The sequence below is a fragment of the Sporomusa termitida genome, assembly GCF_007641255.1.
GTDB classification, from domain to species: Bacteria; Bacillota; Negativicutes; order Sporomusales; family Sporomusaceae; genus Sporomusa; species Sporomusa termitida.
The window spans coordinates 154,246-179,840 of the sequence record NZ_CP036259.1; the positions used below are offsets into that span (position 1 = coordinate 154,246).

The window sequence follows — 25,595 nt, forward strand, 5'->3', positions numbered from 1 at the left end:
GCTATTCGCCTTTTTTTGTTTCTATTATTAAATCTAATACATAGGGGGATATCATGAAAAAGTTACTTGCTCTATACCTGGTAATCATTGCGGCCCTATTCCTCGGCGGCTGCGGTTCGGCCGAAGCTCCCCAACAGGAGGCTAAGATTCTTAAGGTCGGCGTCACCTCCGGGCCCCATGCGGAAATCCTGGAACAGGTTAAAACTGTGGCAGAACGCGACGGGCTCAAGATTGAGATCGTGGAGTTCAACGACTATGTGCAGCCCAATACGTCCCTCGATCAGGGCGAAATTGACGCTAACGCCTTTCAGCACCAGCCTTTCCTGGACAATCATGTAAAAGACCGGGGCTATAAGCTGGTATCGATCGCCAAAACCGTTATTTTGCCGATGGGCATCTATTCCGATAAAGTGAAAAAACTGGATGAACTCAAGGACGGCTCTGCGGTGGCGATACCCAATGACCCGTCCAACGCCGGCAGAGCACTGCTGCTATTGGACCAGGCCGGTTTAATCAAGCTGAAGCCGGGAGTGGGCGCGGCGGCGAGTGTCCTGGATATTGTGGAGAATCCGAAAAATCTTAAGATCAAAGAACTGGAAGCGGCTTTAATCCCCCGGGCGATCGCTGATGTGGATATTGCGGCGATTAATACCAGCTATGCCCTTAAGGCGGGCCTGGTGCCGGCCCGCGACGGCCTGGCGCTGGAGAACTCAAGCTCGCCGTACACGAATGTTCTGGCAGTCAGGGAAAAAGACAAGGATAATCCCGTGTTCCAGAAACTGATCAAAGCCTATCATTCGGAAGAAGTCAAAAAATATCTGGTGGAACACTTTCAGGGGTCGATTCTGCCGGGCTGGTAAGGCCGCGGTAAAATATCCCGCAGTTATAAATAGCAAAAAAAAGCCTTGGTTGAGTGCTGAATTTCCGGTTCCTCAATCAAGGACTTTTCTGTTATTATCTATATACCACACGCTGAAGGGGAAGGGAGCAAGGTATGAAACGAATTTGGATTGACCGGGAAAAATGCCTGGGCTGCAAATCCTGTGAACTGCAATGTGCGATCGAACGTGATTCGGTCAGCAAAACGCTGCTGGGGGCCGTACAGGAAACCCCTAAGCCCATGGCCAGGGTAAGTGTGGCCGGCAGGACCGGCCGCAGCTTTCCCCTCCAGTGCCGCCAGTGCCAGGACGCACCCTGTAGCCGGGCCTGTCCGGCCGGCGCCCTGCAGCGGGAGCCCGGAACCGAGGTCATATTCCTGGACCAGGCAAAATGCCGGGGCTGCTGGATGTGTGTCATGTCCTGCCCCTTCGGGGTAATCGTTCCGTCCGATACTTACAAAGTGGCCGTCAAGTGTGATGCCTGTATTCACAGGGAAGAACCGGCCTGTGTCAATGCCTGTCCCACTGGCGCTCTCAGTCAGGGGGATAGTGCTGATTTTCAGAAAATACTATTGAAAAAACGGGGACGCCTGGCGCTGTTTGCGTTGCAAAACGCCGAACCGGGCCAGGTTAGTCTGGAGTTTGCCGGAGAGGATGACAAGCTATGAAAGCCGTACATAAAAAATCAATCGATCCTGCTGTCAATCAGGTATTGGTGGCAGCCTACCGCAGCCAGACGCCCCTGATCTGGGACCGGGCGGAGGCGCTGCAGCCGCAGTGCGGCTTTGGCCGGCTGGCTATCTGCTGCAGCGACTGTCAGGAGGGGCCCTGCCGGACGAATCCGTTTGCGCAGGAAACGCAGCATACCATCTGCGGCCAGGATAATCAGGCTTTGCTGACAGGCAAGTTCCTGAAAAAAGCGGCCGACGGCGCTGTGGCGCTCACGCAGCTCGCCGGCCAGTCCGGCAGCGGTTTCGGCGCCGAAGCCATTCGGCAGCTGGTGGTAACTGATGATGAAATGCCGGTGTTTACGGATGGGCCCGGGCGGCTGCAAACCATTGGCCGCTGTACCAATGCGGCCCTGGCGGAGCTGGGCCGGTATCAGCGGGAAACCGGCGGGGCCTGGCAGCCGGCGGTTGTCGGGGTGAATCTGGGTGTATTGCCGGCTGATACTGTCAATATTGTGTTTCACGGCCATGTGGACCGGCAAGTCGTGGCCCAATTCAAGGCGGCTGCCCAGGCTGAAAATATCGCCGTTACCCTGGCCGGGATGTGTGGCAACGAATTTAGCGGCAGCCTGCAGCTGCCGGTGGTAACCAATTATGATTCGCAGGAGGCGCCGCTGCTGACCGGTCGGGTCGACCTGCTGGTGCTCGGCCGCCAGTGCGTGCTGCCGTCACTCCGCCAACTGGCCGGACAGCAGGGCATTGCCGTTCTCCAGGCCACACCGGCCATCGACTATCAGGCGGCTGTGCATGCGGCCCGCCAGGCCAGCCGGCGCCGCCCACGGGCCGCTACGGCACCGTCTGCTGTTACTGAGGCCTGGATCGGCTATACGGCTGATAACAGTGCGGCCCTGCTGGCCCGGGTGGCGGAGCAGTACGAACAGGGGCAGCTCCAGGGAATTGTGTACCTGGGCGGCTGCGGGCTTGTGGCCAATACCCAGGATGAGCAGCCGGTCAAACTGGCGGCCGCCCTCGTTGCCGCCGGTTATCTGGTGGTAACCGCCGGCTGTGCCGGCACGGCCCTGGCCAAAGCCGGCTTGTGCCGGCCTGACTGGCGCCACGGCGATTATCCGCTGCAGGCGGTGTTGCCGGCTTCTGTGCCGCCGGTGCTGCATCTCGGCTCCTGCCATGACGCGGGCGAACTGCTCGGCCTGGCGGCGGTGCTGCCGCCGCGCCTGCCGCTGGCTGCGGTTTTTCCGGAAATCAATCACAATAAAGTGCTGGCAACAGCCGTCGGTTTTGCCGCGGCCGGCATCCCGGCCTGGCTTGGTTACGATGCTATCCCCGGCAATGCCGCTCTGCCGGGAAGCAATATCCGGCCATTGCCGGCGGTGCCGGAGTTATTGCAGGCGCTGGCGGCAGCGGCCGGGAAATGATGAATACAGGGAAGGCCAAACCCGCCTGGCTGATCATCGGCCAGGGCGCCGCCGGGGCGGCGGCGGCCAATGAATTAAGGCGGCTGGACAGTGAGGCGGCGATTACGGTAATTGCCGGTGAACAGGCCGGTTTTTACAGCCGGATTGATCTGCCGGATATCATCAGCGGCAAACGCCGGCCTGAAGAGGCGGTACTGCAATCGCCGGCGCAGTTTCAGGCAGCAGGCATCCGGTGTCTTACCGGCGTGCAGGCCGTCACTATCCGGCCGGAGGACCACTACGTTGAGCTGGCCTCCGGCCAGCGGCTGCCCTATGACCGGCTGCTGTTAGCCACCGGGGCTCAGCCTGTGCTGCCCGGACTGCCGGGCATGACCGCAGCCGGTGTGTATACATTGTGGACGCTGGAACAGGCGGCGGCCATCGCGTTGGCTGCCGCCGGGGCCCGGGCGGCCGTGGTGATCGGGTCGGGTCTGATCGGCTTAAAAACAGCCCTGGCCCTCCGGCAGCGGGGCCTGCAGGTGACGGTTATTGAAAGAATGAACCGGGTCCTGCCGCAGCAGCTGGATGAAACCGGGGCGGCGCTCCTGGCAGCTGCTCTCAGGAACAGGGGGATTGAGGTATTGACCGGTGTGCAGGTGGCGGCGGTGGCAACAGGCGGCGGCAAGGTTGCCGGTATTCAAGCCGGTTCAAGGCTGGTGCCCTGTGAACTCGTGCTGTGCGCTGCCGGCGTAAGGGCCGATACGGCTCTGGCCCGGACGGCCGGGCTGGCAATCGGGGCCGGGATTGTGGTCAACGAATTTTTGCAGACCTCCCAGGCCGATATCTATGCCGCCGGCGACGCGGCCGAGGTAATAGCCGTATTGGCGCAGCAGCGCTGCCTGTCGGCCGGCTGGCCGGCAGCGGTCGAACAGGGGATCATTGCGGCCCGCAACCTGTCAGGCCGCTCAACAGAAGCCTATGGCGGCTATCTGGCGAAAAACAGTGTGGAAATCGCCGGGGTCCCGCTGGTGTCAGCCGGCAATGTGCAGGGCGGCGACGGGGCTGAAGTCCTGATCCGGCGAACCGGCCATGGCTATAAACGGCTGGTCATTAAGAATAACCGCCTGCGCGGCTTTTTATTAATGGGCGATATCCGGCAGGCCGGGGTACTGGCCGGGGTCATGGCCCGGACGGACGCCGGCGGCTATGGAGACGCAGCCGGCGCGGCCGGCAGCTATGTTGACCTGCTGGCATTTTAAGGAGGGCTGAAATGCGAATCGATAAAGATAAATGTGCCGGCTGCGGCCAGTGTACGGAGTTTTGCACCCTCGGCCGGATCGCCGTTTGCCGGCGTGATCCCCGTACGGGCAAGCTGTATTATGAGATTAATGAAGATGAATGTGTGGACTGCGGCGTTTGCCTGCGGGCCGGGGTGTGTTCGGCCGGGGCCCTGTATATGCCGGCCTACGCATGGCCCCGCACCGTCCGGTCGGCCTTTAGCGATCCGACGGTCGAGCATCGCGATACCAAAGTCGCCGGCCGGGGTACGGAAGAGATCAAAACCAATGAGATCACCGGCCGGATTAAGCGGGGCTTTGTGGGCATTTCCTGTGAAATGGGCCGCCCCAGCGTCGGCGCCCGCTTCTATGATATAGAGAAGGTGGCAATGGCCCTGGCGCGGCTGGGGGTGGAGTTTGAGCCCAATAATCCCTGCACCCGGCTGATGGCCGATCCGCAAACCGGCCGCTACAAGGCAGAAGTCCTTAACGAAAAGGTCCTGTCGGCGATTATTGAGATGATTATCCCGCTCGCACAGCTGCCGGCGGTCCTGACCGCTATCCGCGGCGCTGCCGCCGGGGTGGACTGTGTTTTTTGCGTTGATCTGATTACCGTGCTGGAACCGGGGAATGCCATACCGACCCTGCCCCTGCTGCAGTCGCTGCAGTGGCCGGTTTCCCCAAACGGCAAAATGAATACCGGCCTTGGCAGGCCGCTGGCAAAGGAGGGGTAACCCGTGTCTCATACCTTGCACCGGCAGGGAACGCCGGCAAATCTGGATAATGATTTCCCCATGCATGCCTTACCGGCCCGGGGCTTCAACCATGAAGGCGCCTTGCCCAAGCTGAAGCAATTCCTGGCGATTGCCCATAGGCATAATCCGGTTAACCTGGGCGATGTTAAGCTGGGAAATAAATATGTGACAGCGTATGACGAGCTGTATGAGCAGCTGACCACCAGCAGCACTCATGCCGTTCTGGCCGACAAAGACGACCTGACGGCGCTGCTGGCCGAGGTAAAAGCGGCTGATCTGGGCATGTCGCTGACTATTTCCGGCTTGTTTGCCAGACTGTTCGCCTGCTGCGACCAGGCCGGGATTCAGCCCCATGCCGTGGAGCACTCCCTGGGCGTCCTGGGCAAAACGGAGCAAATGCCGGAAGCGGAGATAGCGCAGATCACGACAATGTGCGGCCATGCCATGGTGGCCCAGGGCCTGGTCCGCCGGCTGATCGGCAAGGTGAAAAAGGGCGAAATGACACCGGCCGAGGCCGGTATTGAGCTGGCCAAGCCCTGCCGCTGCGGCATCTTCAACCCGGCCCGGGCGGCTATGCTTATTGATGAATACTGTGCCTTGTTTACAGTTACGGTTAGGTAACGGGAAGGCTCTCGGGCGCTTCTCTGTTTTTCCCGGCAGGACTTGCCGGCGATCCTCGGCGAAAGCCTTATAGACAGCGGCTTGATGCCCCTGTTGTGAACAATTGCATTATGACCGGCTGCACTTGGAAAATATTGAGAGAACCCTTGAATAGGCTGGGTTTGTGAGATTGTGCTGTTTTGAAGAAGTCAGTATTTCTCTTGGGGCAACGAACACATTAGATGTATTTTTACCTAAATTTGGTTACGATAAATATAAGCTGTAATAAAGAGTAGTATAGGTAGAATAGTGATTTGCCGAACAGTAACCTTGCCCCATAATCCTGCCGTTTTTTGGGGAATTAAAACAGCCGCTTTGGCGGATTCTTTTATTTTAAGAACAGGTTTAGAAGGAAAAAATGTATTAAATTACGAACAATTATTTATTCTCTTAAACACCCGGGAAGGAGGTCCGGTATGATAAAAAAACCAATAAGTTTGGACATTGCCATTCAGGAAACACGTAAGCGGTTTAACCAAATTCCTCCCTCATTGCGGCCGAAAAAAAATAAACGTCCAGCCGGCAGACGTTCTGAGGAGGAAGCTACGGCTTTAGCTCGGTCAGTGTACTATTCGGTTAAAAAAGCGGAAGAAGAAGGCTATATTCAAAAAAATTCAGGAGGGTATCGAATGCTATGGACAGCCGTGCAAAAATAGTCCTGGCGGCGCAAATAGAAGATCCCTTAAAGCGGCAAATGCGCGTTGCCGCTATTATTGCTACTGAATTGGAGCAGAAAGGCACACAGGCAGTATTGGTGGGGGGTTCGGCAGTGGAGTTCTATACTGTGGCCAATTATTTAACCCGTGATATTGATTTTGTTGTGACTAAGCCCGATCATATCGGTGAGGTAATGACAGGACTAGGCTTTAAAAATGACTCCGGTACATGGTACTTACCCGAGTATCAACAGGTGGTAGTCGAATTCCCGAAAGGCCCGCTGGATGGCAGCTGGGAGCGGGTACAGAAGGTTATTGGCCCTGATGGAACAAGTGTCAATATTATCAGTGTGGAAGATATATTAATAGACCGTGCTTCAGGAATTAGGTTTTGGAACGACCCGGATGAATGGGTAAAATATATTATGGTGGGAAACTATGACCGTATTGACTGGGAATACCTTGAGCAACGCGCCCGGGATTTGCAATGTGATGCTGTGATTCAAACTAGCAAGGAATGGGCTAAAGAAAAACGAGAAATTTTTCGGCAAGATTCGGGTGATCTGCAGGCGGAGGCAGAAAAGAAATCATAGGGAATAACGGGCGGATGCCGAAATAATGGCCTAATGTAAAAAGAGTAGTTTTAGGGACTGCTCTTTTTTTATTGGTTTTTCCAGGCAGGACTTGCGGGCCAGGCCGGCGAAAGCCTTATAAATAGCGGCTTTATGAGACTTTTTTATTGAAGCTGCAAAATGACCGGCTGCGCTTGGAAAAACACTGAGAAAACCCTTGCATATGCTGGGTTGCGGAGATATTACTGTTTTGAAGAAGCCAGTATTTTTCTTGGGGCAACGAATACATTAGATGTAATGGGGATAGAGCCATTTTGTCAGAAGCTTACTAATCCATGTAATGCAAAGAAACGTAATTGGCCGCTGAAAGCAGGACCTCTGCTGCAATATCATTTCTAATTTTTTATGAGAACAGGCAATTCGACCAGCACTACCAAAACTATAGATCGGATGCTAACCTATGAGAATTAATGATTTGGTAAATAGAATTGGCTTTGGCAGTAAAGCAGTTGTCTTCCGGCATGAAAACAAAGCAATTAAGCTTTTTGAACCTGGATATTTAGAGACTAACGCATATTTTGAAGTGAAACTACAACAACTGGCTTTAAATGCAAGCCTTCCTGTACCAATGGTCTATGGTGTAACAGTAAGTAATGACCGTGTTATGATTGAAATGGAGTATATCAAGGGAAAAACACTTGGCGATCGTATGCTTGCTGATATGCGGCATATTGCTGATTTTATAAGCAGATCTGTTGAGTTGCAAATTGAAGTACACAAAGTAAAAGCAAAAGATTTTCCTTCTCAGAAAGATAAATTAATGCGAGATATTGAAGCTGCAAAGTTGCTTAATAAAAATCAGAAATTAACCTTGCAAAATATGTTACATAGTTTTATATCAGAGGATTTGCTTTGCCATGGAGATTTTCATGCTTTCAATATTATTCAGTCCAATCAAGGCTTAGTGATCATTGATTGGGTAGATGCTACTTGCGGTTGTATCGCAGCTGATGTTTGCCGGTCATTTCTTCTCTATTTACTTACGAATAAGGAAGTTGCTAACCTCTATTTACAACATTATTGTGAAAGATCAACATCTGTAACTAAAGAAGAAGTGCTAAAATGGTTACCTATCATTGCAGGAGCAAGATTATCTGAAAATAATTTACATGATGCTGTTAATGTTCTTCTTCATATTGTTGAAAATGGAAGGTTGCCTTCTTAAATTAATGAAAAGCTTTTTTGCTGGATAAACAAGGAACAGGGATATTTTTTCAAGTTTTTGAGGAAAAGTATCGCGGTAGAACTTCTTTCTGATGTGAATCAGAAGCGTTAGACGACTGCTGGCGGCAGTCGTCGTTATTATAATCATCGTCGTATTAAGGCAAGTATTAAAGGGAATGAGTCCTGTAAACGACAGGACTCATTCCCGGAAAATTGTTTAATATAATTAAATTATGCCTAACTTTTTTTGGTCATTTTACTATCAAATGAGATTGATCGCGGAAAACTATGTGTAAGCCCAGCCGTGTCGTCGATACCAATAGCGCAAAAAAAACTGGAGACCAGCACAGGATAGGATAACTTCTAGACATAGCGCGCCTTCAACGGGTTCTTATCCTACCTATAAGAATTTTATAAGCGAGGAGTCCTGGCGGAGCCGTTGGCCTTCAATCATATTGCTGCTGCAGGAAGGTCATAAACTCCTGGCGGATCTGACTGCTGTCCCGTAACCCCTGTCTATAGGCAATTTCCGCCGCCTGGCCGGACTCCAGCGCCGTGAGCGCCTCGAAATCCATAACCAGATCGAGCAGCTCCGGGTGCTGGGCCTTCAGCGCCCGGGCCAGGGCCAGCACCCGGTCCAGGGCGGCGCTGACCTCCCCGCCCGTCTTAGTGTAACCGGGGTCATTGGTACCGGCCAGGTTAAGGATATTATCCACCCTGGTAAAGACGTACTGATCAAAAGCCGCATGCAACATCCCTTTTAGCACAAGCCCGTCCTCCTGTCCTGTCCCGGGCCGGCAGCGTGGCCGGCCAGCGGGGACGCGGCGCTTTGGGTACTGGGCAGTTGGCAGGAGCCGGGTTCCTGGTTTGCAAGACATATGTATACCCCCTATATTTAGGCTGGGGCAGCACGCTATGGGCACTGCCGCCAGTTTTTTACAGGGGGAAATTAAAAAGCATGCGAAGGTTTTACCCTACACATGCTTTTGCTTCGATGTCTGTTACAGCCTCCATGCCAATAAGCCGGACAAACCCGGCCGGGTCAGCGAAGCGGTCACCCTGGCAAGCCAGGTTATTCCTGGTGCTGACCATTGGCGAGTGAGGAGATCCTGAATGCTTTGCTGCGTCTTGTCGCCCTCACAGCCCGGCGCCGCGGCAACGTCTATTAAGCCCGCGTCCCGCCGGCTTGTCTTGCGGCGGAGGACCGGTGTATAATAGAAATGTCGTCGTGGACAGCTTGACTGTTACGTGTGTAGGTGCTGTATTCACCTTGCGCGGGCCTGGAAGTGTTGCCGCACTTTCAGGTCACGTCGACTTTTTAATTTCCACCTATTTCTAATTATAGCCTGTTTGCGGTAAATTGCAAGTGCGGATCGGCTGGCCGGCCGGGATTTTCTGGCGGGACGGGGCTGAAAGGCGCACTGTAAGCATGGGAGTATTTTGGTAAATTTGTATTTTGGGCAGGATTTGCAAGAGTAAAGTCGAAAAGACCAAAAATAACCAAATAACCACAAGATTGATCCACCCGTGAGATAAGCGGCGGCTATATGCCCTGCCTGCTGTGAAGTTTGTCGTCGATGGGTAATAGCGTAAAAACGCCTGGAGAGCGACGACAAAAAAATTAGCGAAAATAAAGGCTTTGGCGGCCGGTAAGACCGTGTATGGTTTCATAAGCTTGCTTATAAAAGGCTGATTCTAGGCGGTGAAGATGGGTTTTTAGGCTACCTATAAGGATTTGAAATCAGAATAAAGCTATCGGTCAGGATGCACTGCTGGCGTTTTTAGGCTACCTATAAGGATTTGAAATCCGCTCATGAGAAAATGGCCAATGCCGCGGAGGCCGTTTTTAGGCTACCTATAAGGATTTGAAATGCTTCTGCTACTGCGACTGCCAGCATTTCAGCATTCGTTTTTAGGCTACCTATAAGGATTTGAAATGGATATCGCCTGTATCTGCTATAGCCAACGTCAGGAGTTTTTAGGCTACCTATAAGGATTTGAAATTAAATATGAATAATCGTAGACGCAATCTATATCGTGTTTTTAGGCTACCTATAAGGATTTGAAATCTGTAACTTGCGGACGTACTGTAAATTCCACCTTCTGTTTTTAGGCTACCTATAAGGATTTGAAATGCAGCCAGCTCGCGCATGAATTCCCGTTGAGTTCGACCGTTTTTAGGCTACCTATAAGGAGTGGAACTGTGTGGGCAATAGCCTTGCAGAATTAGCCGAAAGTAACCACAACTTATTAAGCAGCAAGTTGTGGTTACTTGCTGCTTAATAAGTTGTATTTCCGGCTCTGTTGACAGAGTTGATATCAAAGCAGAATTCTGTTCCGGCATTGGCGAAAAAGAAAAATGGATTCGCTTGATGAAGCGTTTAGCTTTTAGTTCGAATAATGAAATGTAGCGGGCAATCTTTGCCTGCTACATTTCATTTAGGGTGTTTCAAGCGCAACGGCCTGGCGGGCGCCGTTGCGCTTTAATCAGATTACTGTTGCGGGAAGGCCATAAACTCCTGGCGGATAGACTGTTGTCCCGTTTGTAGGCAATTGCCGGCGCCTGCCCGAATCTAGCGTCGTAAGCGCGTGAGCCATGGCCAGACCGAGCCATTATGAATGTAACAATGCAAGAATTTTTGTAAAAATTGTATTTTATTGCAGGATTTGAGAGCATGAAGTCGAAAAACCAAAAAATAATCATATGGTTTGAATGTTTTTTAGTACCTATAAGGAATTGAAATTACTCAATAATCTATTTAAACCCCTCTTTTCCATTTTAGCCTGACTATAAGGCGTTTTATTACAACTCTCCGGTGAAAAGGGGGAGAAAGTGAGGGCTGAAGCATTGGCGGATAACAAGGAAACAAAGCAAGAACCGGACGGAAGTGAGGTTTTCGAAAAAATCTATGAGAATTATCAGGATTTAAACCGAAAAATGGTGAACGAGCTGAATTTGTCCTCTATCCACGGCGGTTTAACCGGTCATTGCCGGGAAGAAATGTGGCTTAATTTTTTCCGGGGCATTATTCCGCAGAAGTTTTCTCTGGCCCAGGGAGTAATCATTATTGATGCCTATGGCAATGCCTCGCGGGAAGTGGATATCGCCGTTTATGACGAACAGTATACGCCGTATGTATTCCGGTATAATATGTTGAAGTTCATTCCGATTGAGGCGGTGGCAGTAGTCATTGAATGCAAGAGTGTTGACCCGGGGAATAAACAATTGACGGAGTGGGCAAAAAGCATTGATGCTTTACGGACTTGCCGGGCGGGCATTGCCAGAATGGCGACCGGTTATTTTGCGGGCTTGAACAATCCCACCCAGACCGGGACCCGTCCAATCAAGATTTTAGCCTGCTTAAAGGAAGTAGTCCGCGACGGGACCTGGGAAGCATGCTGGCAAGAATTACAGCAATCTTTTGACTTTATTATTGCCAAGAAAAAGGATAAGGATAAGTACTTTGAGCTTGTTGTTGCCAATAAACAGAAAAACCTGGGCTGGTGGGGGCAGCAGCTAAACGGAATCAGTTCTGCAAGCAATGATTTGCAGGGCCTTGCCTTGGAAAGGGACATACCTGAAAGTGATCCCGATTCCTACAAAGGGCTTATCTTTGCAGCTGATTCCTCTACCTTAGTAAAAAACACTCTTGCAGATTTGGAGATTGAAGGCAATCCTATATTGTCTTTAAATTTACAGCTTAACCAGCTGCTGATGTTGATTAATAACCCGATGCTTTTTCCTCACTTTGCCTATGCGCAGCAATTTAACGATATAGCCAACTTAATAAAGGAAAAACGCCAAAAACAGCCGCACTGTGAAGCGGAACAGAATGCCTAGGAGAAGGAGGCTTATCATGGCTGTCTATGCCTATATTGATGTGGCCCGTAAGCAGGAGTTTATATACAAGAATAATAAGCTGCGGGACAATCTGCATAATTCCTTTCTTATTAAGGCCATCACGGAAGAACTGGACAGACCGGACCGGCCGGAGGATTTTTGTCTCAGCGCTTATTTAGAGCAAGCGCATCCGGGACAATTTGCGTTTGTTTATTCCGGCGGCGGCAACAGCATTATCCGCTTGGATACGCCGGATATAGGCAAAGAGTTTGTTAGAAAATTCTCCAGTGCCGTTCTCCGCAGGCATCCTGATCTGGAACTCTATATCAGTCTGGTTGGGGACGATGGTACAGATAAACAACTGATTGAGAATTTGCATAAGGCGGCAGATGAACAAAAAAACAGGCGCCGGTCCCGCTGCCGGCGGTGGACCTATGGAGTGGAGAAAATTGATGAAACCGGCCAGGCAGTGCGGAAGGAATCAAAGAATTCTTCGGAAACGAAAGCAGCCCGGGAATATTTAAAGGAAAAATTCCAGGCCCTTGTGCCACCGGCGCATTTTTTCATTACCACCGAGCTGAAAGATTACAAAAAGGATGAAGAGGGGAAAAGTTACATCGGTGTCATTGCCATTGACGGCAATAAAATGGGCGAAATGGTTGCCGGCGCCAGTGGCTTTGCCGAGATAAAAGAATTAAGCAATACCATCGAGGCCATCTATCGGGAAGCGGTCAGGGACGCTTTGTTTTCCTGCTTTGCTCCCGATAGGGAGCGAACCAGGCGGATCTGCATCACCCCGGTGCTGATGGCCGGTGATGATATATGCCTGATTGTTGAGGCCGAGCAGGCCATTGAAATCGCTGCCGCGATTCTCCGGTCAATCCAAATGGTTTCGGGCCGGAAAAAACAAAATAATTCTCTTTTAGGCCGATTGATAGCGGGTGATTATCTGACCGCCTGCGCCGGAGTGGCGATTGCCCGCTATAATTATCCGTTTTTTGAATTGGTGCAGGCGGCGGAAGGGTTGTGCAGCCGGGCGAAAGAAGCGCTATATAAAGTACCGGCCAACAAGGGCAGCTTTATCGACTGGGAGGTGCTGCCGGGGCCGGTGCCGGTTGCCCGGCCACAGTACGCACGGTCCGGCCCGGTGAAGGAAATATTCCATGTTAAGCCGCTGCGCGTGGACCGGACAGTACCGGCGGAGCCGGTAACTGCACAGGGGATCTATCATTATGATGCGTTTATTGACTTTTTACGTTGTGTCCGGCAGCAAGTCAGCACTTCGTCGCTGGCGGAGTGCCGCAAGCATTTTTATGCCGGCTGGGAACAGTACCGTCTGTTTTTGGAGTTTCACAAGGACAGTGGGAAGCTGACGGAGCTGGCAGAGCGGATTTTTGGCGCAAAAGCCGGAGTTTGGGAATACGCCGCTCTGACTACTAAGCAACAAGACGTGCCATTTTCCCGGACCTATATCTTAAACGATATTCTGGAAACCAGCCCATTTATTGCTTTGCAGGAGGAGGAAGAATATGGCGGAACCGACCTATCAAATCGAGGTGCGGCTTTGTAGTGAAGCGATTTTCAGCAGCGGGGAAAAAGAATGCAATCTGGTGCAAGACCGGGTGCTGACCGACAAGTACGGGCTGGTATATTTACATGCCAAAACCTTCAAGGGTCAGTTGAAACGGCAGGCCTTTTGGCTCCTGGAGCGCTACCGCAGCTTCGATCAGGCACTGGCGCAGGCGTTGCTGGCGAATATGGCTGTTATATTCGGCATGAACCAGGAAGAAACGTCTTTGGCCAGGCTTTCGCCGGATCGCCGGCTTTTGTATCAGCCGGGCATCATGCATTTAGGACATTTGGAGCTGGATGAACGGATTCGGCAACATCTGATTGGTCTGCAGGCCGGCGGCGAGGCAGCGCTTCTCAGTCCGTTCGATTTAATTGAGGCGCAGACCAATACCCGGACAGGCATTCAAATTGCGGATGGAGCAGCCAAGGACGGGCGGCTGACAACCTACCATACCGTAAAACAAGGAATGGTGTTTTATTCAACGGTTCGGTTTACGGCAGATCCGGAGCCGTATCTGGCTGACTTACAGCGGATTGTCTGCTCGCTGGACCGGCTGGGGGCGGGAATTCACCGGGGGCGCGGTCTGGTGAAGGCGCAGTTTTTGATTAATGGGCAACGCATACCGTTAACAAGCAGCAAAATCCAGGAAACGGGGGCGCCGCATGGAATGTTATCTGGTTATTGAGATTATTAATCAGGAACCGCTGAAAATCGGTGCCGGCGGCAGTAAGGCCAGCCAGCGGGAACCGGCGAAAGACTATATACCCGGATCGACCATTCGCGGCGCTTGGATTGGACGGTTAAAACAGCAAGGCTTGTTTGCGTCAGCCTGGCAGGATATTTTGCTTAAAGCAGCCTGCCACAATGCTTATCCCTACCGGAACGGACGCCTTTATTTACCGGCGCCGCAGCATTTGCGGCTGAATAAACACGACTGGCGACAGCAAAAGGTGGTTTGCGCCCACGCGCTACAAAGCGCGGCGGCGGTTGTCCCATTAGCGGCAGGGCAAACAAAGGAGCGGAAAAATACCCTGCCTTACCGTTTTTTGACAACGTATGACGGGAAAACGCTGAGCGGGCTGCACGTGGCTAAGGAATACCGGCTGCATCACAATACCGGCAGGAACCGGGACCGGGAGGAAAGGGACAACCTGTTCCGCTATGAGGCGATCGCCGCCGGCCAGGTTTTCCGCACGGTGCTTCGTTGCGACCCGGCGCTGGTGCCTTTGCTGATGGCAGTGTTTCCGGAAGAGGAAACACCGGTCTATCTGGGCGGCTCCAAAAGCTCCGGCTATGGTCTGTGCCGGTGGAAAAAAATCGGCAATGTGCTTGCGTGTTATCAGGAGGCCAAGGTATTGCTGGGGCTGCCGGATCAGGACCGGCGGCAGGCACCGGGGCGGGACCTGTGGATTACCTGTCTGTCTGATGTTTTGGTGCGCAACTGCTACGGCCAGCCGGTGAATGCTATACCGGAAGAATATATCGAGCGCATCAGCGGCGAGCCGGTCAGTCTGGAAAAACGTTTTATCCACACCGGCATCAGCGAGGGCTACAACGCCACCTGGCAGGCCCGCTATCCGAAGGAAACCACATTAAAGGCAGGTTCAGTGCTGCATTATACCTTTGCCGGGGAACTCCAGGGAGAGCAGCTGCAAGCCATTGCGGACCGCTTGGAAAGCCGGCTGGTGGGAGAGCGGGCGCAGGACGGATTTGGCTGGTTAGGCGTCAATCTTCCCTATCCGGATGTGCTGCAGATTGGTGAACGGCCGGCAGAGCAAGAACCGGAGCGGATGTTTGAGTCCAACTGGCGGGAATTGGCGGCCGCTATTGAAGGGGACGAACATGTCCGGGATACGTGGGAGCTTCTAGCCGCCGGTTTGGCTGGAGCAAAAAATCGCTGGCTGCAGAAAATATTTTTGATGGATGAATTGGCGCAGGGTCCGGAGTCGGAGCGCTTTATTCTTGCCGCGCAATTGAAAAAACATCATCTGCAAAATATGAAGCGGTGGCTGAACTGCCGGGATTTGTCGCCCGACCGGCCCTATACACGCGATAACCGCCAGTGTTCCATAGCAGGCTGTCATTTTGTTGCTGTGCTGGATTACCTGAACGGAGCGGAGAACACACAGCTTGCCTGTTATGCGCAGCGGTATTTGCAAACCGCGCCGGGGCGGCTATTTTATGCCGGGGAAAAAGAACAGGCAGAAAGGACAGAAGTAACGGGGAGAGAAAAAAGGTTTATTTCTCAGTTGCTGGAAATGGGCTTGAAGATCCGGATAGGGAGGAAAGCCGATGTGGCAAAGACTGATTTATGAGTTTGCAATCCGGGCGGTTTCGCCGGTCCGCTGCGGCGCCAACGAGACCGAGGTGGTCAAAACGCCGGATGGCAAGCCGGTAATTTTGGGAAATTCTCTGGGCGGAGCCCTGCGGGCATACTTACAGCAGGGGGGCGTACGGACAGAAGACATCGAAAAAGCGATGGGCGGCGAGGTTGAGTCGGCAGAGGAAAAGAAGAAATTCTTGCCAAGTCGTATTTATATCAGTGACGGTATGATAGAAAACTACTCTGATGGGGAAAAACAGGGGCTTCCTCGCCAAGAAGGAACTGCGGTCAATCCTGTATATGGCGCGGCGGAGCCCCATCAGAAATACATGCTGGAATATTTACCGGCAGGCACAACGGTTAATTTTAAAATTGAAAGTGATGTATGGGCGGGAGCGGGCAAGGAACATAATGATGCGCTGCAGCCTGCGGAACTGGAAAAGCTTGTTGCCACCTGGGCCAACGGGTTTGCCGGCGGCCAACTATTGCTGGGCGGGCAAAAGAGCAATGGTTTTGGCCGGTTTACGCTGGATTCGCTGCAAGCAAGAGTAGTTTTCCTGGACAACAGTCAGGCGCTGGACAGGTATATTTTCGGCAGCCGGGAAAAGCCGGCCATGGAGGATGTACCCTGGCAGGCAATGCCGCAATATCCTTTAGTGCCACAGTGTGCGGTTACGTTTACTTTGCAAGGAGTTTTTCCTTACGGCGTCTATCAGGCTTTTCCAGTGACTGCAGATGCAGGTGCCCAAGCGGCAGGGGCCAGGCGCGAGCCGCTTACCGGTTTGTTAAAAAAAAGAGATAATAAGGATAACGGCAAACATAAGGAAGGGCAGGAGCAGGCGTATTATATTCCGGCCGCCAGTTTGAAAGGAGTGCTGCGGCACGAGGTTCTTCGTCTGCTTGGGCGTATGATGAGCGACACGGCCGACCAGGGGTGCGGGAAAAACCTGACGGACTTGTTTGGCGGCACCGGTAGCCCCGGCAAGCTGACCGTGCACGATATCGTGGTTACAGGAACCCCGGTCGCTGTAAATAGGGATAGCCGGCAAACAGACCTGCCCATATATATTAAAATTGACCGGCTGACCGGCAGCAGTTACGATAGCGCACTTAAGCGTCAGCAGGAAATTCAGGGAACGGCTGTCATCAGCCTGGAGCTGGCCGTTAAGCCTGCTGATGACGGATATCTGAACTATATATTCCCGCTGGTTTATGTCCTGCGGCGTCTGGGAGCAGGCCTCATACCGCTGGGCGGCCGGACAGTGGCGGGACTGGGGCAGTTCCTGGCGCCAACGGTGAATATTGGCGCTGGTGAAGAAACTTGGCAGATAGAAACTGGTCCGGAATTGTCAACAGGGAATCGCAGGCAGCTGGAGATGTGGTGGGAGTCTTTTGCAGGGTGGTGCAGGCAGTGAATGAACTTTCTGCTTTTGATATTGCAAAGCTGGATATGCATGATGATTATTATTTTATTGCCCATACGCTGGACTGTGTGCTGCTTGGCCGGGCGAAGGAGCCGGCTCACGGCAGGCTGCTGGCAGCCATACAAGGGGGAACACTGCTGGAAGCACACTTTTTTGATACGACCAGGGAAATCTTTGTGACCCGCAGCCAGGACAGGCTGGTGCAGTACGAGCCGCTGCTGCATAACCAAAATGCCTTTGCGAAAGACGAGATTGTTTCCCGCGAATATGAGCTGGAGGAGAAGTTTCGGAATCAGAGCGGGTATTACTCGTTAACAGTAAAAGAATATATTAATTATGATGAGGACCATTTGGCCTATGTGGAAAAAACGGTGCTATACTGCCTTGGACGGTGAAAGGGATGGGGATAAAATGGAAAATGAGAGGCCGCGAAATATGGATAATAGGCTCAATCAGTTAAAGGCCTATAAAGAGGTCATACTTCCTTATGACTTTGTACCTTTTTCTGCAACGACATACTATCCTTATCAAAAAACGCGTACTGGTTCTAAGGGCAATCGTCAGGCCGGCAATCTCCTTCCCGGTCATGATCGTAAGGAAAACAACAATGTATCCGGCTTTGTTCAATACACATTGCAGCCCTGCTCTGATCTGGTACTGGAAACCAGGGAAAAGCTGAAAGGTGGCTACTTTGTGAGCGGCAGTCAGTTTCGTGGCAGGATACGGGCTAATCTGGAAATTCTGAGTGCTAGCTACCCGCAGTTTGTTAACACGACGCCTTTGTTGTACCGGGATTTGGCGGGAGATCTCAGTAAGCTTTACAGAGAGAAACTGGGATTAGTCAAAAATAAGGGAATCGAGCATGTGGTTCAGGCTGGATTTTTGATAAAAAATGAAAATGATTTTTATGTGATTCCAGCGCCCAAAATAGGTGATAAAAATTTCTTATCTATTAAAGAACACCGGTTGATCCAGATGCAAATAGACAAATCAGCTAAACAATTTTCTCCCTTGTTTTGTTGGGATAGTAACAAGATAAGCACATTTGCCAGGATTCAGAAACAGATTGATGATATGAACGAGAAGGTTTTGCAGCGGAGACAACTGCAATTTGAAATGAAGAAGAAGTATTTTGGTCTGGTGCCGAATGATTCTTTTATTCCTTATCAACAGCGCTTATTTGCCCAAGTTAATGAGAATCATACAGTTGATAACCTTTCTTTTGCCAAGCTGCCCGAAGAAAAGTGTCATTTGGCCTATTTATTTAACTCGACCAATGCATCATCAAAAAGATCCCATTATTTGGTATTGGAACCTGGACAAAATGACAGGAATAGAAATCATTCCAACCAATACAAAGTATCTGATGCTTTGATTGCTGCATATCAGCAGAATCTGAAAAAAAATCGCGCATTCGATGAAGAAACAGAAATAGGAATTATGAAAAAGCAATTCTATGATATTTTTGGCAGCTATGATAATATTCTGATGAGGCATAGTGGTTCTGTTGGTCTGGTTGTGTTTTTTCAATTAGACGGAGAAAAACTGAAAAATATCGGCCGGACGCCATATTTTAAAATTCCCTGCCGACATCAATTGACCAGCTTATTAGGAATAAGAAAACAGGAAAAAGTCGATTGCGCTAGTGCTCTATTCGGATTTACAGCGGAAAAGGAGCCCGCGGATCAACGCAAGGATGTTTCAATTGACACGATACCCTCGTACAAATCCAGGCTCCGGTTTACTTCGTTGGACATTGAACTCGCCGATGCACAAACGTTAGAATTGCAAAAACAGCCATTCTTATTACCGACGCCTTACGCCTCGGCCTGTGCCATGTATCTTGAGCAGCCGGAAGGGAAAAGTCTGCAGACTTATGAGCAGCCGGCGCGTCCGCAATTAAATGGCTATAAATATTATCATATCTTACCCAAGCAGTTAAAAGTTCAGAATCAGGCGGATTGGCCGAATCCCAATATGCTAAGCTATAAACCGGTCATCAAATACGGCAGTGTGAGGCTGTTGCGGGGGAAGATTTATTTTCATAACCTCACCAAAGCGGAACTGGGGGTTCTGCTTCTCAGTCTGGAACCTAAACAGCTGTTAAAAACCCGGCAATATGGCCCGCAAGCCGAACAATTCCGCAGTGAACTGGAACAGGCTTACGATCTCGTTGGCGGGGCCAAGCCCTATGGGTATGGAAAAGTAAAAATCGAAGTGCGGCAACTGGCGCTGGAGAAAAGCGGCCGCGATTTTACATCCCTGGTCGTGGATACGGAAGAGATAATTGCTGACGCCACCTGGGGCGAGTATATCGATGCTTTTATTGCAGACATGGGGGGCGGCAACTATTTTAACACCGTCCATTTCCGTCAATATCTGCAAAGTAAACTGGAACTGCAGGATGCCAGCGAGCTTATCACCTGGGATCAACTGCCGAAAAAAATAGCAGCAGAAACAAATTCCTCACAGGGTGGTTATCCAAAACATTGGCGCTTGAAGAGAACAGGGAAAAAAAGTTAACTTAATTTACGGATTTGGATTGCAGAGCAACTGGCAGGATTGGAAGACTGCATAATGTTTACGTATTCATGCAGGACCTGGGATTATACAAGCCGAAATATCAAGATGAAATGTATTTTATGATCAATATAGTAACCGATTAGTTTTTTTGCATAGTTAAAAATTGTCGTCGATGTCCAGTAATGTAAAAATACCCGGAGATCGACGACAAAAGAATCTGCGTAAAGCAAGGCTTCTTTAGAAATGGCGTACTATGCATTTCTAAATTCCCAATTTAGAAACACTTATTTCGTGCGGTAAAAATGGGATTCTAGGCTACCTATTAGGATTTGAAACAACTAAATCCGGAGTATTGCGCTATGGCTGAACGAGATTCTAGGCTACCTATTAGGATTTGAAACTCTGTGTACGGAAGAACAGAGCCTACTGGTCCTCTGGATTCTAGGCTACCTATTAGGATTTGAAACCACATCCGGTAGGACGATGATAATTTTCCTGTTACGATTCTAGGCTACCTATTAGGATTTGAAACTAGAAATAAAGGAAAAGTGTAACACTTATCTGTTTTGATTCTAGGCTACCTATTAGGATTTGAAACCACGCCTATGTACGTTTGGGCGTGATTTTATCTAAGATTCTAGGCTACCTATTAGGATTTGAAACTCTATACCTGAAATTCCAAGCATTGAGGGGCTATGCGATTCTAGGCTACCTATTAGGATTTGAAACTCATGCTCAGTAAAGGCGATGATTTAAGTATAGATGTGATTCTAGGCTACCTATTAGGATTTGAAACTCAGTACAGAGGCGGCGGCCGTGCAGGTGGTGGTGAGGGATTCTAGGCTACCTATTAGGATTTGAAACAAGTAATCTTTCTGGTTTTTCACCTGCTCCTGATCCGATTTTAGGCTACCTATAAAGAATTGAAACTTAATATCAGAAAGACCAAGTATTGAGAGACTTATGCGTTTTTTAGGCTATTTATTAGTTTTGTCAATGCAAAAGTTGACCACCCTTGATTTGCTTTGCCGGGGGACAGTATTGGGAAGGTTATGGCCTTTTTACGATCTATTCCCGCGTGAGGCTTTAAGGCTATCAACAATGCCGCTTGGCTGCGTTTGGGAATAATATTGGGCCGGTCTAAGTAAATTCTTTAATGAAAAGAACAGCCAGAATTTATCAAGTGGATACAAGGAGCGGTATGCAATGCATTTGGATATTCATTTTAAACCTGCCGGCGGGAGGTTGGTTTTGCCTATTAGCTATAATTATCTTTTGCAGGGGGCTTTATATCATTCTCTCCATAAAGAACTGGCAGCCTTTTTGCATGAGAAAGGCTACACAGATGGGAAACGCAGTTTTAAACTGTTTAGCTTCTCTTTGCTGCAAGGAGTTTATCAACTGGACCGGGTTAAAAAAAACATTGCCTTTGACGGCGAAATAAAGCTGACAATTTCCTCGCCTATGCAGGATTTTTGCCACTCTCTGGTCAATATATTGCTTGCTACGGGAAATATGCGCCTGGGAACGCAGGCAACGGAGATAGAAAAAATTAATGTCAGGCAGTTAAAGGTTACCGGAGATCAGGCTGTAGTAAAAACCTTGTCGCCGGCTGTGCTTTACAGCACTTTGCTCAGGCCGGACGGCAGGAAATACACGGTATATTTTCAGCCGGGGGAAGCAGATTACGGGCGTTTGTTTAGTGAAAATCTACAAAAAAAATACCGGGCTTTTTGGGGCACCGATGCACCGGCAGGGAACGTGACGGCCAAAGCGCTGGGCTTGCCAAGGCTAAAGGTGGTTAATTATAAAGATATAATCATTAAAGGATACGCTGGCAAGCTGTTGGTAACCGGGCCGCAAGAACTGCTGCAATTAGCCGTGGATGGTGGCATCGGCAGCAAGAACAGTCAGGGATTTGGCTGTGTGGAGTTGCAGTAACCATCAGAATTAAGCTTGTAATTTTGTCGTCGATATCCAATAGCGCAAAAATCCCCGGAGACCGACGACAAACCCAATATAGACCTATCGCGGGTTTAAGGGAATGATGATAATTCGAGAGCTCAGCATGAGTGGGAAAAACCTCAACAATATCGCACTTTCAATGGGTTTTTAGGCTACCTATAAGGATTTGAAACTGAGTAATTTCTTATGAGCGGCGCTGCCAACGAACTCGTTTTTAGGCTACCTATAAGGATTTGAAACCCCTTAGTCCGGGCCTGACAGTTATCACCGGTCCGGTTTTTAGGCTACCTATAAGGATTTGAAACCCGTCTGATTCTATAGCAAGAAACTGAACATCACCGTTTTTAGGCTACCTATAAGGATTTGAAACATAGCGACCAGGGAAGCAACCAGCGCGTTCATGGCGTTTTTAGGCTACCTATAAGGATTTGAAACCGACATACCACAGTCTTCTCTCCTCGTCCATGCTACGTTTTTAGGCTACCTATAAGGAATTTGAGGCCGTGGGATTGGGAGCTTTAGGGCAATCAGAAAAAACGGATTTAAATAGGGTAACTTACATAGGTAATAATTACCCATGTTTATAAAACGTGGCTAATTTTACCAAAGGTGGTGGTCAGGGTCAAGTCGGCTGGGAGGACTGGGTTTTCTCAACTGGATGGCATTGAAATACTAGGTTGGGAGTTAAAATTGGCAAAAAATTCTTAATTTGTAAAATAATGAATATTCATGCAGGAAATGGATGAAATTTCCCGAAAAAAGACAAGGATAAAAAAACTAAAGTTTTGTCTTTTTTTAATTCATTATGTAAGTTCAGCGGTTACTCATTGCTAATTGAAATCAACAAGAAGGTGATACAATTGCTCGCTGAGTCAATCATCCGCATAGGCCGTCCCATAAAAGACGGGGGGATGCCCTGCCGGGAAAAAATCCGGCTTCTTACCGACGTGAGCAGTGAAAACTGCAAAAACTTTTTTCGCCATGTATTCTTAATTGAATTGGCTGGAGGGGATAGCTGTTTACAACAGCTTGAATTAGGGGATATGGCTTTGGAGAACAACAAAGAAACCTTTACGGTAGATTCTCAACGCAATGTGACGTTTCCTATTTTTTATCCTAACGGCGGCAATCCTCTTCATGCCCAGGGAATTTATCCTTTGCCATGCTACCTTCTGTACGATCCTCACCTTAAGGCTTTAGGCGAGAAGGAGCAGTTTAAAAAAGAGTTTCTTAGTCCTCGCTTGAACAATACACTGCAGTACAGAGATATGACACTGTCTGAAAAGGAATTGCTGGCAGATCAGGTTGCTGTCTTATTGGCAGCGCAGGCAACTGAATTTATTAGTGAAGACAAGCAGTTAGGGATCCTGATGATTTATGATGCAAGGTTGAATGTATTCCAGGAAAAACAAGACTGGATGGGTGAGGATGAAACCCTCATGTGGATTAACGAAAGCCGGTTGCAGCCTGGCCGGCAGCTTTATTTAGACGGGGAAGAGGTACTGCAATGCATTAATCAGGCCAAATTTTATGAGGCGGCTGAGTTGGGCAGTGAAAAAAATGCAGTATCCACTTTCTCCAACCAACCGGCAGCGGAAGTGGTATCTATCTACAACAAAGCCTGGCTTTGGCTGTCCCCGACCTGGGACATGCCCCGCTCTATCTATTGGCAGGATGATGAATGGACGAAAGGCATCAAAGTAGATGCGGAAAGTTATGCTGCCTATTTCTATGGGGTGCAGTTCCTGAAAGAAATTCAGGTTCCCGTTGCCAGCGCGGTACTAAAAGAAATGTTTGCCCCTGTTACCAGTGTAGAAGCCAAAAAGAATATGAAAGCAACAAGCTTTGAGTCAATTTATGGCATCCCGCTAGTCTTGCCGCTGACGGACGGCGGATCGCAGCAGCTTTTCGCGAACTACCGGCGCATGCTGAAAAAGGACAGTGAGAAACAGAGTAACAGTGACCTGCACTTGAAGGTGCTGGCCGGAATTGACCGGGTTGTTCCTGAAATAGGGGATGAGCACCGTCTGACTATCCTGTATTACTCCGGGGATTTGTCCCGGGGGAATATGCATATCCGGGCAGTGATTGAGGATATTGTGCCCAGTGTGGCCGGAAAAATTGAGCAAATATTGCATGATCTTAAAGTGAGTGAGACGGGAAAAATTCAGCTGGCTTTTGGGGTTGCAGAACAGGCGGTTTATAAAACCCAGACCCTGCCGGCGCTGCTGGCCAATGCCTTTGGACCGGGATATGTGTGGGAAACTCTGCAGGCCGCCTTGCACAAGGAACCGTTGCGCCTAGAGCGGCTGCGGCTGACAACCGCCCGGCGGTTGAATGAACTGGCCAATAAGGAAGACACCTGGCAAATGGTGCAGGAACTGATCTTCTATTATAGCTTTCTGTATTTTTTACACCAATATGAACAGAAAATTTTACAGAAACAAGGGGGCGTGATGATATTGTCAGACTGGGATGAATTTAAGGCTCTATACAGCCAGGGCCGGCTGGACCTTTGTCATCTGGCATCGGTAGAGCAATTGGGCTTTACGGCGGGGTTATTGCTCAGACAGTTTCATAATTCGTATTACCAAAAGACCGGCAAAGATTTTGTTAAGCAACGGGTGATGAAATTCGGCAGTAAGCTGACCCCGGCGATGATCTGGAAGAATGGCTTATTGCGCTGTGAAGAACTGGCTCAGCAATGGAATATGAAGCTTGGCGCCAATTTTCGTCCGGTACTGGCCCAGGCGTTGCTGGGCTTTCTGGCAAAGCAGGATCAGCTGGTGCCGGAAAAAGATAGTTTTATGACGGCCTTTTGGTCCGGGTACTTACTCTATAAAGCCGATAAAAAGAATGATAAAACGGAAGAGGATGGAGGCAATGACAATGAACAGCAGTGAAATCTTATTTATTAAAGCGGTAAAAGACGGCATTCCCAACCGGGACCCCTTAAATGACAGTGATGCCAGAAGATTATTTCCCGAGGAGGACGGACGGATCTCCTTGAGCGATGTCAGCATAAAGCGGGATGTGCGGGACTTTGTCATTGCCTATGAGAATAACGGCGGGGCAACGCAGAAAAACCATATCTTTGTCCAGGAGAAGATAAATGATAAGGGCAAGCTTTTGGGGCGGGGCAGTCTGGCCGAATTGATTGCCAGAAGCGTGGGCGCCGAAAAGCAAGCCAAGGATGACATGAAAAGTGTCCTTAAAGATCACTGCTTTGATGTCCGCACCTTCGGTATTGTATATTCGGTTAAACCGAAATTCCATTTGACCGGTCCGGTGCAGTTCGGCTGGGCTCACTCCCTGCACCCGGTTGACACGCAATATGTGCAGGGCACGGTGGTTATGCCCAGTACCGACTCCAACGACGAGGGCGAAGGAAAAACCCAGGGGACGATCTGGACGAGCTATACCCTGCCGTTTGCCGTGTTTGCCATGCCGGCGGTGATTAATGCCAAGGCGGCCGAGCATTCCGGGATGACGACGGCGGATCAAGAACTCCTGCTGCGGGCTTTATGGCAGGGAACGCAGCATCGCCAGGCCCGCGGCCGGGGCCAGCAGCAGCCCCTGATTTTAGTACATATTGAGTATAACGATCCTTTTTACCGCATCGGTTATCCGGAGGATTTGATTGCAATGGCGCCTGACGCAGCCGCCTGGAAGGCAGCCGGTAAACAGCCCTCTTCTCTGCAGGACGTAGTGTTTGATCTGACTAGACTTTTGGCAGTTGTTGCCGAAAAGCGCGAGAAAATCGCCCGCTGCCGGATTTGGCTGCATCCCGGGGTGAAAATCAGTGGTACTGTTGAGCCGTTTGTGCAGCCATTGTGGTAAGAGG

Annotated in this window: 20 protein-coding genes and 3 CRISPR repeat arrays; of the genes, 19 read left to right on the forward strand and 1 reads right to left on the reverse strand. The window is 50.1% G+C overall.

Translation table 11 applies throughout. The features are described from left to right. Positions 1-53 precede the first annotated feature (53 nt). The 9 genes from SPTER_RS00810 (at position 54) to SPTER_RS00850 (ending at position 8,103) form a co-directional block, all read left to right on the forward strand. Positions 54-860 (forward strand): MetQ/NlpA family ABC transporter substrate-binding protein, encoded by an 807-nt coding sequence (locus SPTER_RS00810; RefSeq protein ID WP_144348620.1) that lies wholly within the window; start codon positions 54-56, stop codon positions 858-860. Positions 861-994: 134 nt separating this feature from the next. After that, a complete protein-coding gene (locus tag SPTER_RS00815; protein WP_144348621.1) occupies positions 995-1,546 on the forward strand; it encodes a 4Fe-4S dicluster domain-containing protein in 552 nt (183 codons plus the stop codon). Next, entirely contained in the window at positions 1,543-2,979 is a 1,437-nt protein-coding gene (locus SPTER_RS00820) for an anaerobic carbon-monoxide dehydrogenase catalytic subunit (RefSeq protein WP_144348622.1), read from the forward strand. The genes SPTER_RS00815 and SPTER_RS00820 overlap by 4 nt, the downstream gene beginning before the upstream one ends. After that, positions 2,976-4,217, forward strand: a complete 1,242-nt coding sequence (locus SPTER_RS00825) for an NAD(P)/FAD-dependent oxidoreductase (RefSeq protein WP_144348623.1) — start codon at positions 2,976-2,978, stop codon at positions 4,215-4,217. Before SPTER_RS00820 ends, SPTER_RS00825 begins: the two co-directional genes overlap by 4 nt. Before the next feature lie 11 nt (positions 4,218-4,228). Next, on the forward strand, positions 4,229-4,969 hold the full coding sequence (locus SPTER_RS00830) for a 4Fe-4S dicluster domain-containing protein (RefSeq protein ID WP_144348624.1): 741 nt from the start codon (positions 4,229-4,231) through the stop codon (positions 4,967-4,969). A gap of 3 nt (positions 4,970-4,972) precedes the next feature. Continuing rightward, positions 4,973-5,611, forward strand: a complete 639-nt coding sequence (locus SPTER_RS00835; RefSeq protein WP_144348625.1) for a hypothetical protein — start codon at positions 4,973-4,975, stop codon at positions 5,609-5,611. 455 nt (positions 5,612-6,066) lie between these two features. Next, positions 6,067-6,306 (forward strand): hypothetical protein, encoded by a 240-nt coding sequence (locus SPTER_RS00840; protein ID WP_144348626.1) that lies wholly within the window; start codon positions 6,067-6,069, stop codon positions 6,304-6,306. Further along, positions 6,285-6,899, forward strand: coding sequence for a DUF6036 family nucleotidyltransferase (locus tag SPTER_RS00845; protein ID WP_144348627.1), 615 nt, complete (start codon positions 6,285-6,287; stop codon positions 6,897-6,899). The genes SPTER_RS00840 and SPTER_RS00845 overlap by 22 nt, the downstream gene beginning before the upstream one ends. Before the next feature lie 439 nt (positions 6,900-7,338). Beyond that, positions 7,339-8,103, forward strand: a complete 765-nt coding sequence (locus SPTER_RS00850; RefSeq protein ID WP_144348628.1) for an aminoglycoside phosphotransferase family protein — start codon at positions 7,339-7,341, stop codon at positions 8,101-8,103. 445 nt (positions 8,104-8,548) lie between these two features. On the opposite strand, the gene SPTER_RS24455 is transcribed toward SPTER_RS00850, so the two are convergent. After that, on the reverse strand, positions 8,549-8,869 hold the full coding sequence (locus SPTER_RS24455; RefSeq protein WP_170233085.1) for a hypothetical protein: 321 nt from the start codon (positions 8,867-8,869) through the stop codon (positions 8,549-8,551). A gap of 945 nt (positions 8,870-9,814) precedes the next feature. Beyond that, positions 9,815-10,305: direct repeats of the CRISPR family, unit length 30 nt; unit sequence GTTTTTAGGCTACCTATAAGGATTTGAAAT. A 630-nt stretch (positions 10,306-10,935) separates the two neighbouring features. Here SPTER_RS24455 and SPTER_RS00865 point away from each other — a divergent pair. From SPTER_RS00865 to SPTER_RS00910, 10 genes are all read left to right on the forward strand, one after another. Next, a complete protein-coding gene (locus SPTER_RS00865; protein ID WP_211367382.1) occupies positions 10,936-11,943 on the forward strand; it encodes a DUF6602 domain-containing protein in 1,008 nt (335 codons plus the stop codon). 16 nt (positions 11,944-11,959) lie between these two features. Beyond that, a complete protein-coding gene (locus tag SPTER_RS00870) occupies positions 11,960-13,513 on the forward strand; it encodes a Cas10/Cmr2 second palm domain-containing protein (RefSeq protein WP_144348630.1) in 1,554 nt (517 codons plus the stop codon). Next, entirely contained in the window at positions 13,473-14,201 is a 729-nt protein-coding gene (locus SPTER_RS00875; protein WP_144348631.1) for a hypothetical protein, read from the forward strand. Before SPTER_RS00870 ends, SPTER_RS00875 begins: the two co-directional genes overlap by 41 nt. Then, positions 14,179-15,831 (forward strand): hypothetical protein, encoded by a 1,653-nt coding sequence (locus SPTER_RS00880; protein WP_144348632.1) that lies wholly within the window; start codon positions 14,179-14,181, stop codon positions 15,829-15,831. The genes SPTER_RS00875 and SPTER_RS00880 overlap by 23 nt, the downstream gene beginning before the upstream one ends. Further along, positions 15,809-17,254, forward strand: a complete 1,446-nt coding sequence (locus tag SPTER_RS00885; RefSeq protein WP_144348633.1) for an RAMP superfamily CRISPR-associated protein — start codon at positions 15,809-15,811, stop codon at positions 17,252-17,254. The genes SPTER_RS00880 and SPTER_RS00885 overlap by 23 nt, the downstream gene beginning before the upstream one ends. Continuing rightward, positions 17,251-17,658: a hypothetical protein gene (locus tag SPTER_RS00890; protein WP_144348634.1), complete on the forward strand. Its 408-nt coding sequence runs from the start codon at positions 17,251-17,253 to the stop codon at positions 17,656-17,658. Before SPTER_RS00885 ends, SPTER_RS00890 begins: the two co-directional genes overlap by 4 nt. A 16-nt stretch (positions 17,659-17,674) precedes the next feature. Continuing rightward, entirely contained in the window at positions 17,675-19,786 is a 2,112-nt protein-coding gene (locus tag SPTER_RS00895) for a TIGR03986 family type III CRISPR-associated RAMP protein (RefSeq protein ID WP_170233086.1), read from the forward strand. Between the two features lie 306 nt (positions 19,787-20,092). Further along, positions 20,093-20,717: direct repeats of the CRISPR family, unit length 30 nt; unit sequence GATTCTAGGCTACCTATTAGGATTTGAAAC. Between the two features lie 320 nt (positions 20,718-21,037). Continuing rightward, complete coding sequence (cas6, locus tag SPTER_RS00900; RefSeq protein WP_211367384.1) at positions 21,038-21,727, forward strand: CRISPR-associated endoribonuclease Cas6; 690 nt, start codon at positions 21,038-21,040, stop codon at positions 21,725-21,727. A gap of 167 nt (positions 21,728-21,894) precedes the next feature. Continuing rightward, positions 21,895-22,186: direct repeats of the CRISPR family, unit length 30 nt. 416 nt (positions 22,187-22,602) lie between these two features. Then, entirely contained in the window at positions 22,603-24,654 is a 2,052-nt protein-coding gene (locus SPTER_RS00905) for a hypothetical protein (RefSeq protein WP_211367386.1), read from the forward strand. Then, the gene (locus tag SPTER_RS00910) at positions 24,641-25,591 is read left to right on the forward strand and encodes a CRISPR-associated protein (protein WP_144348638.1); all 951 of its coding nucleotides are present in this window, start codon (positions 24,641-24,643) and stop codon (positions 25,589-25,591) included. Before SPTER_RS00905 ends, SPTER_RS00910 begins: the two co-directional genes overlap by 14 nt. Positions 25,592-25,595 lie beyond the last annotated feature (4 nt).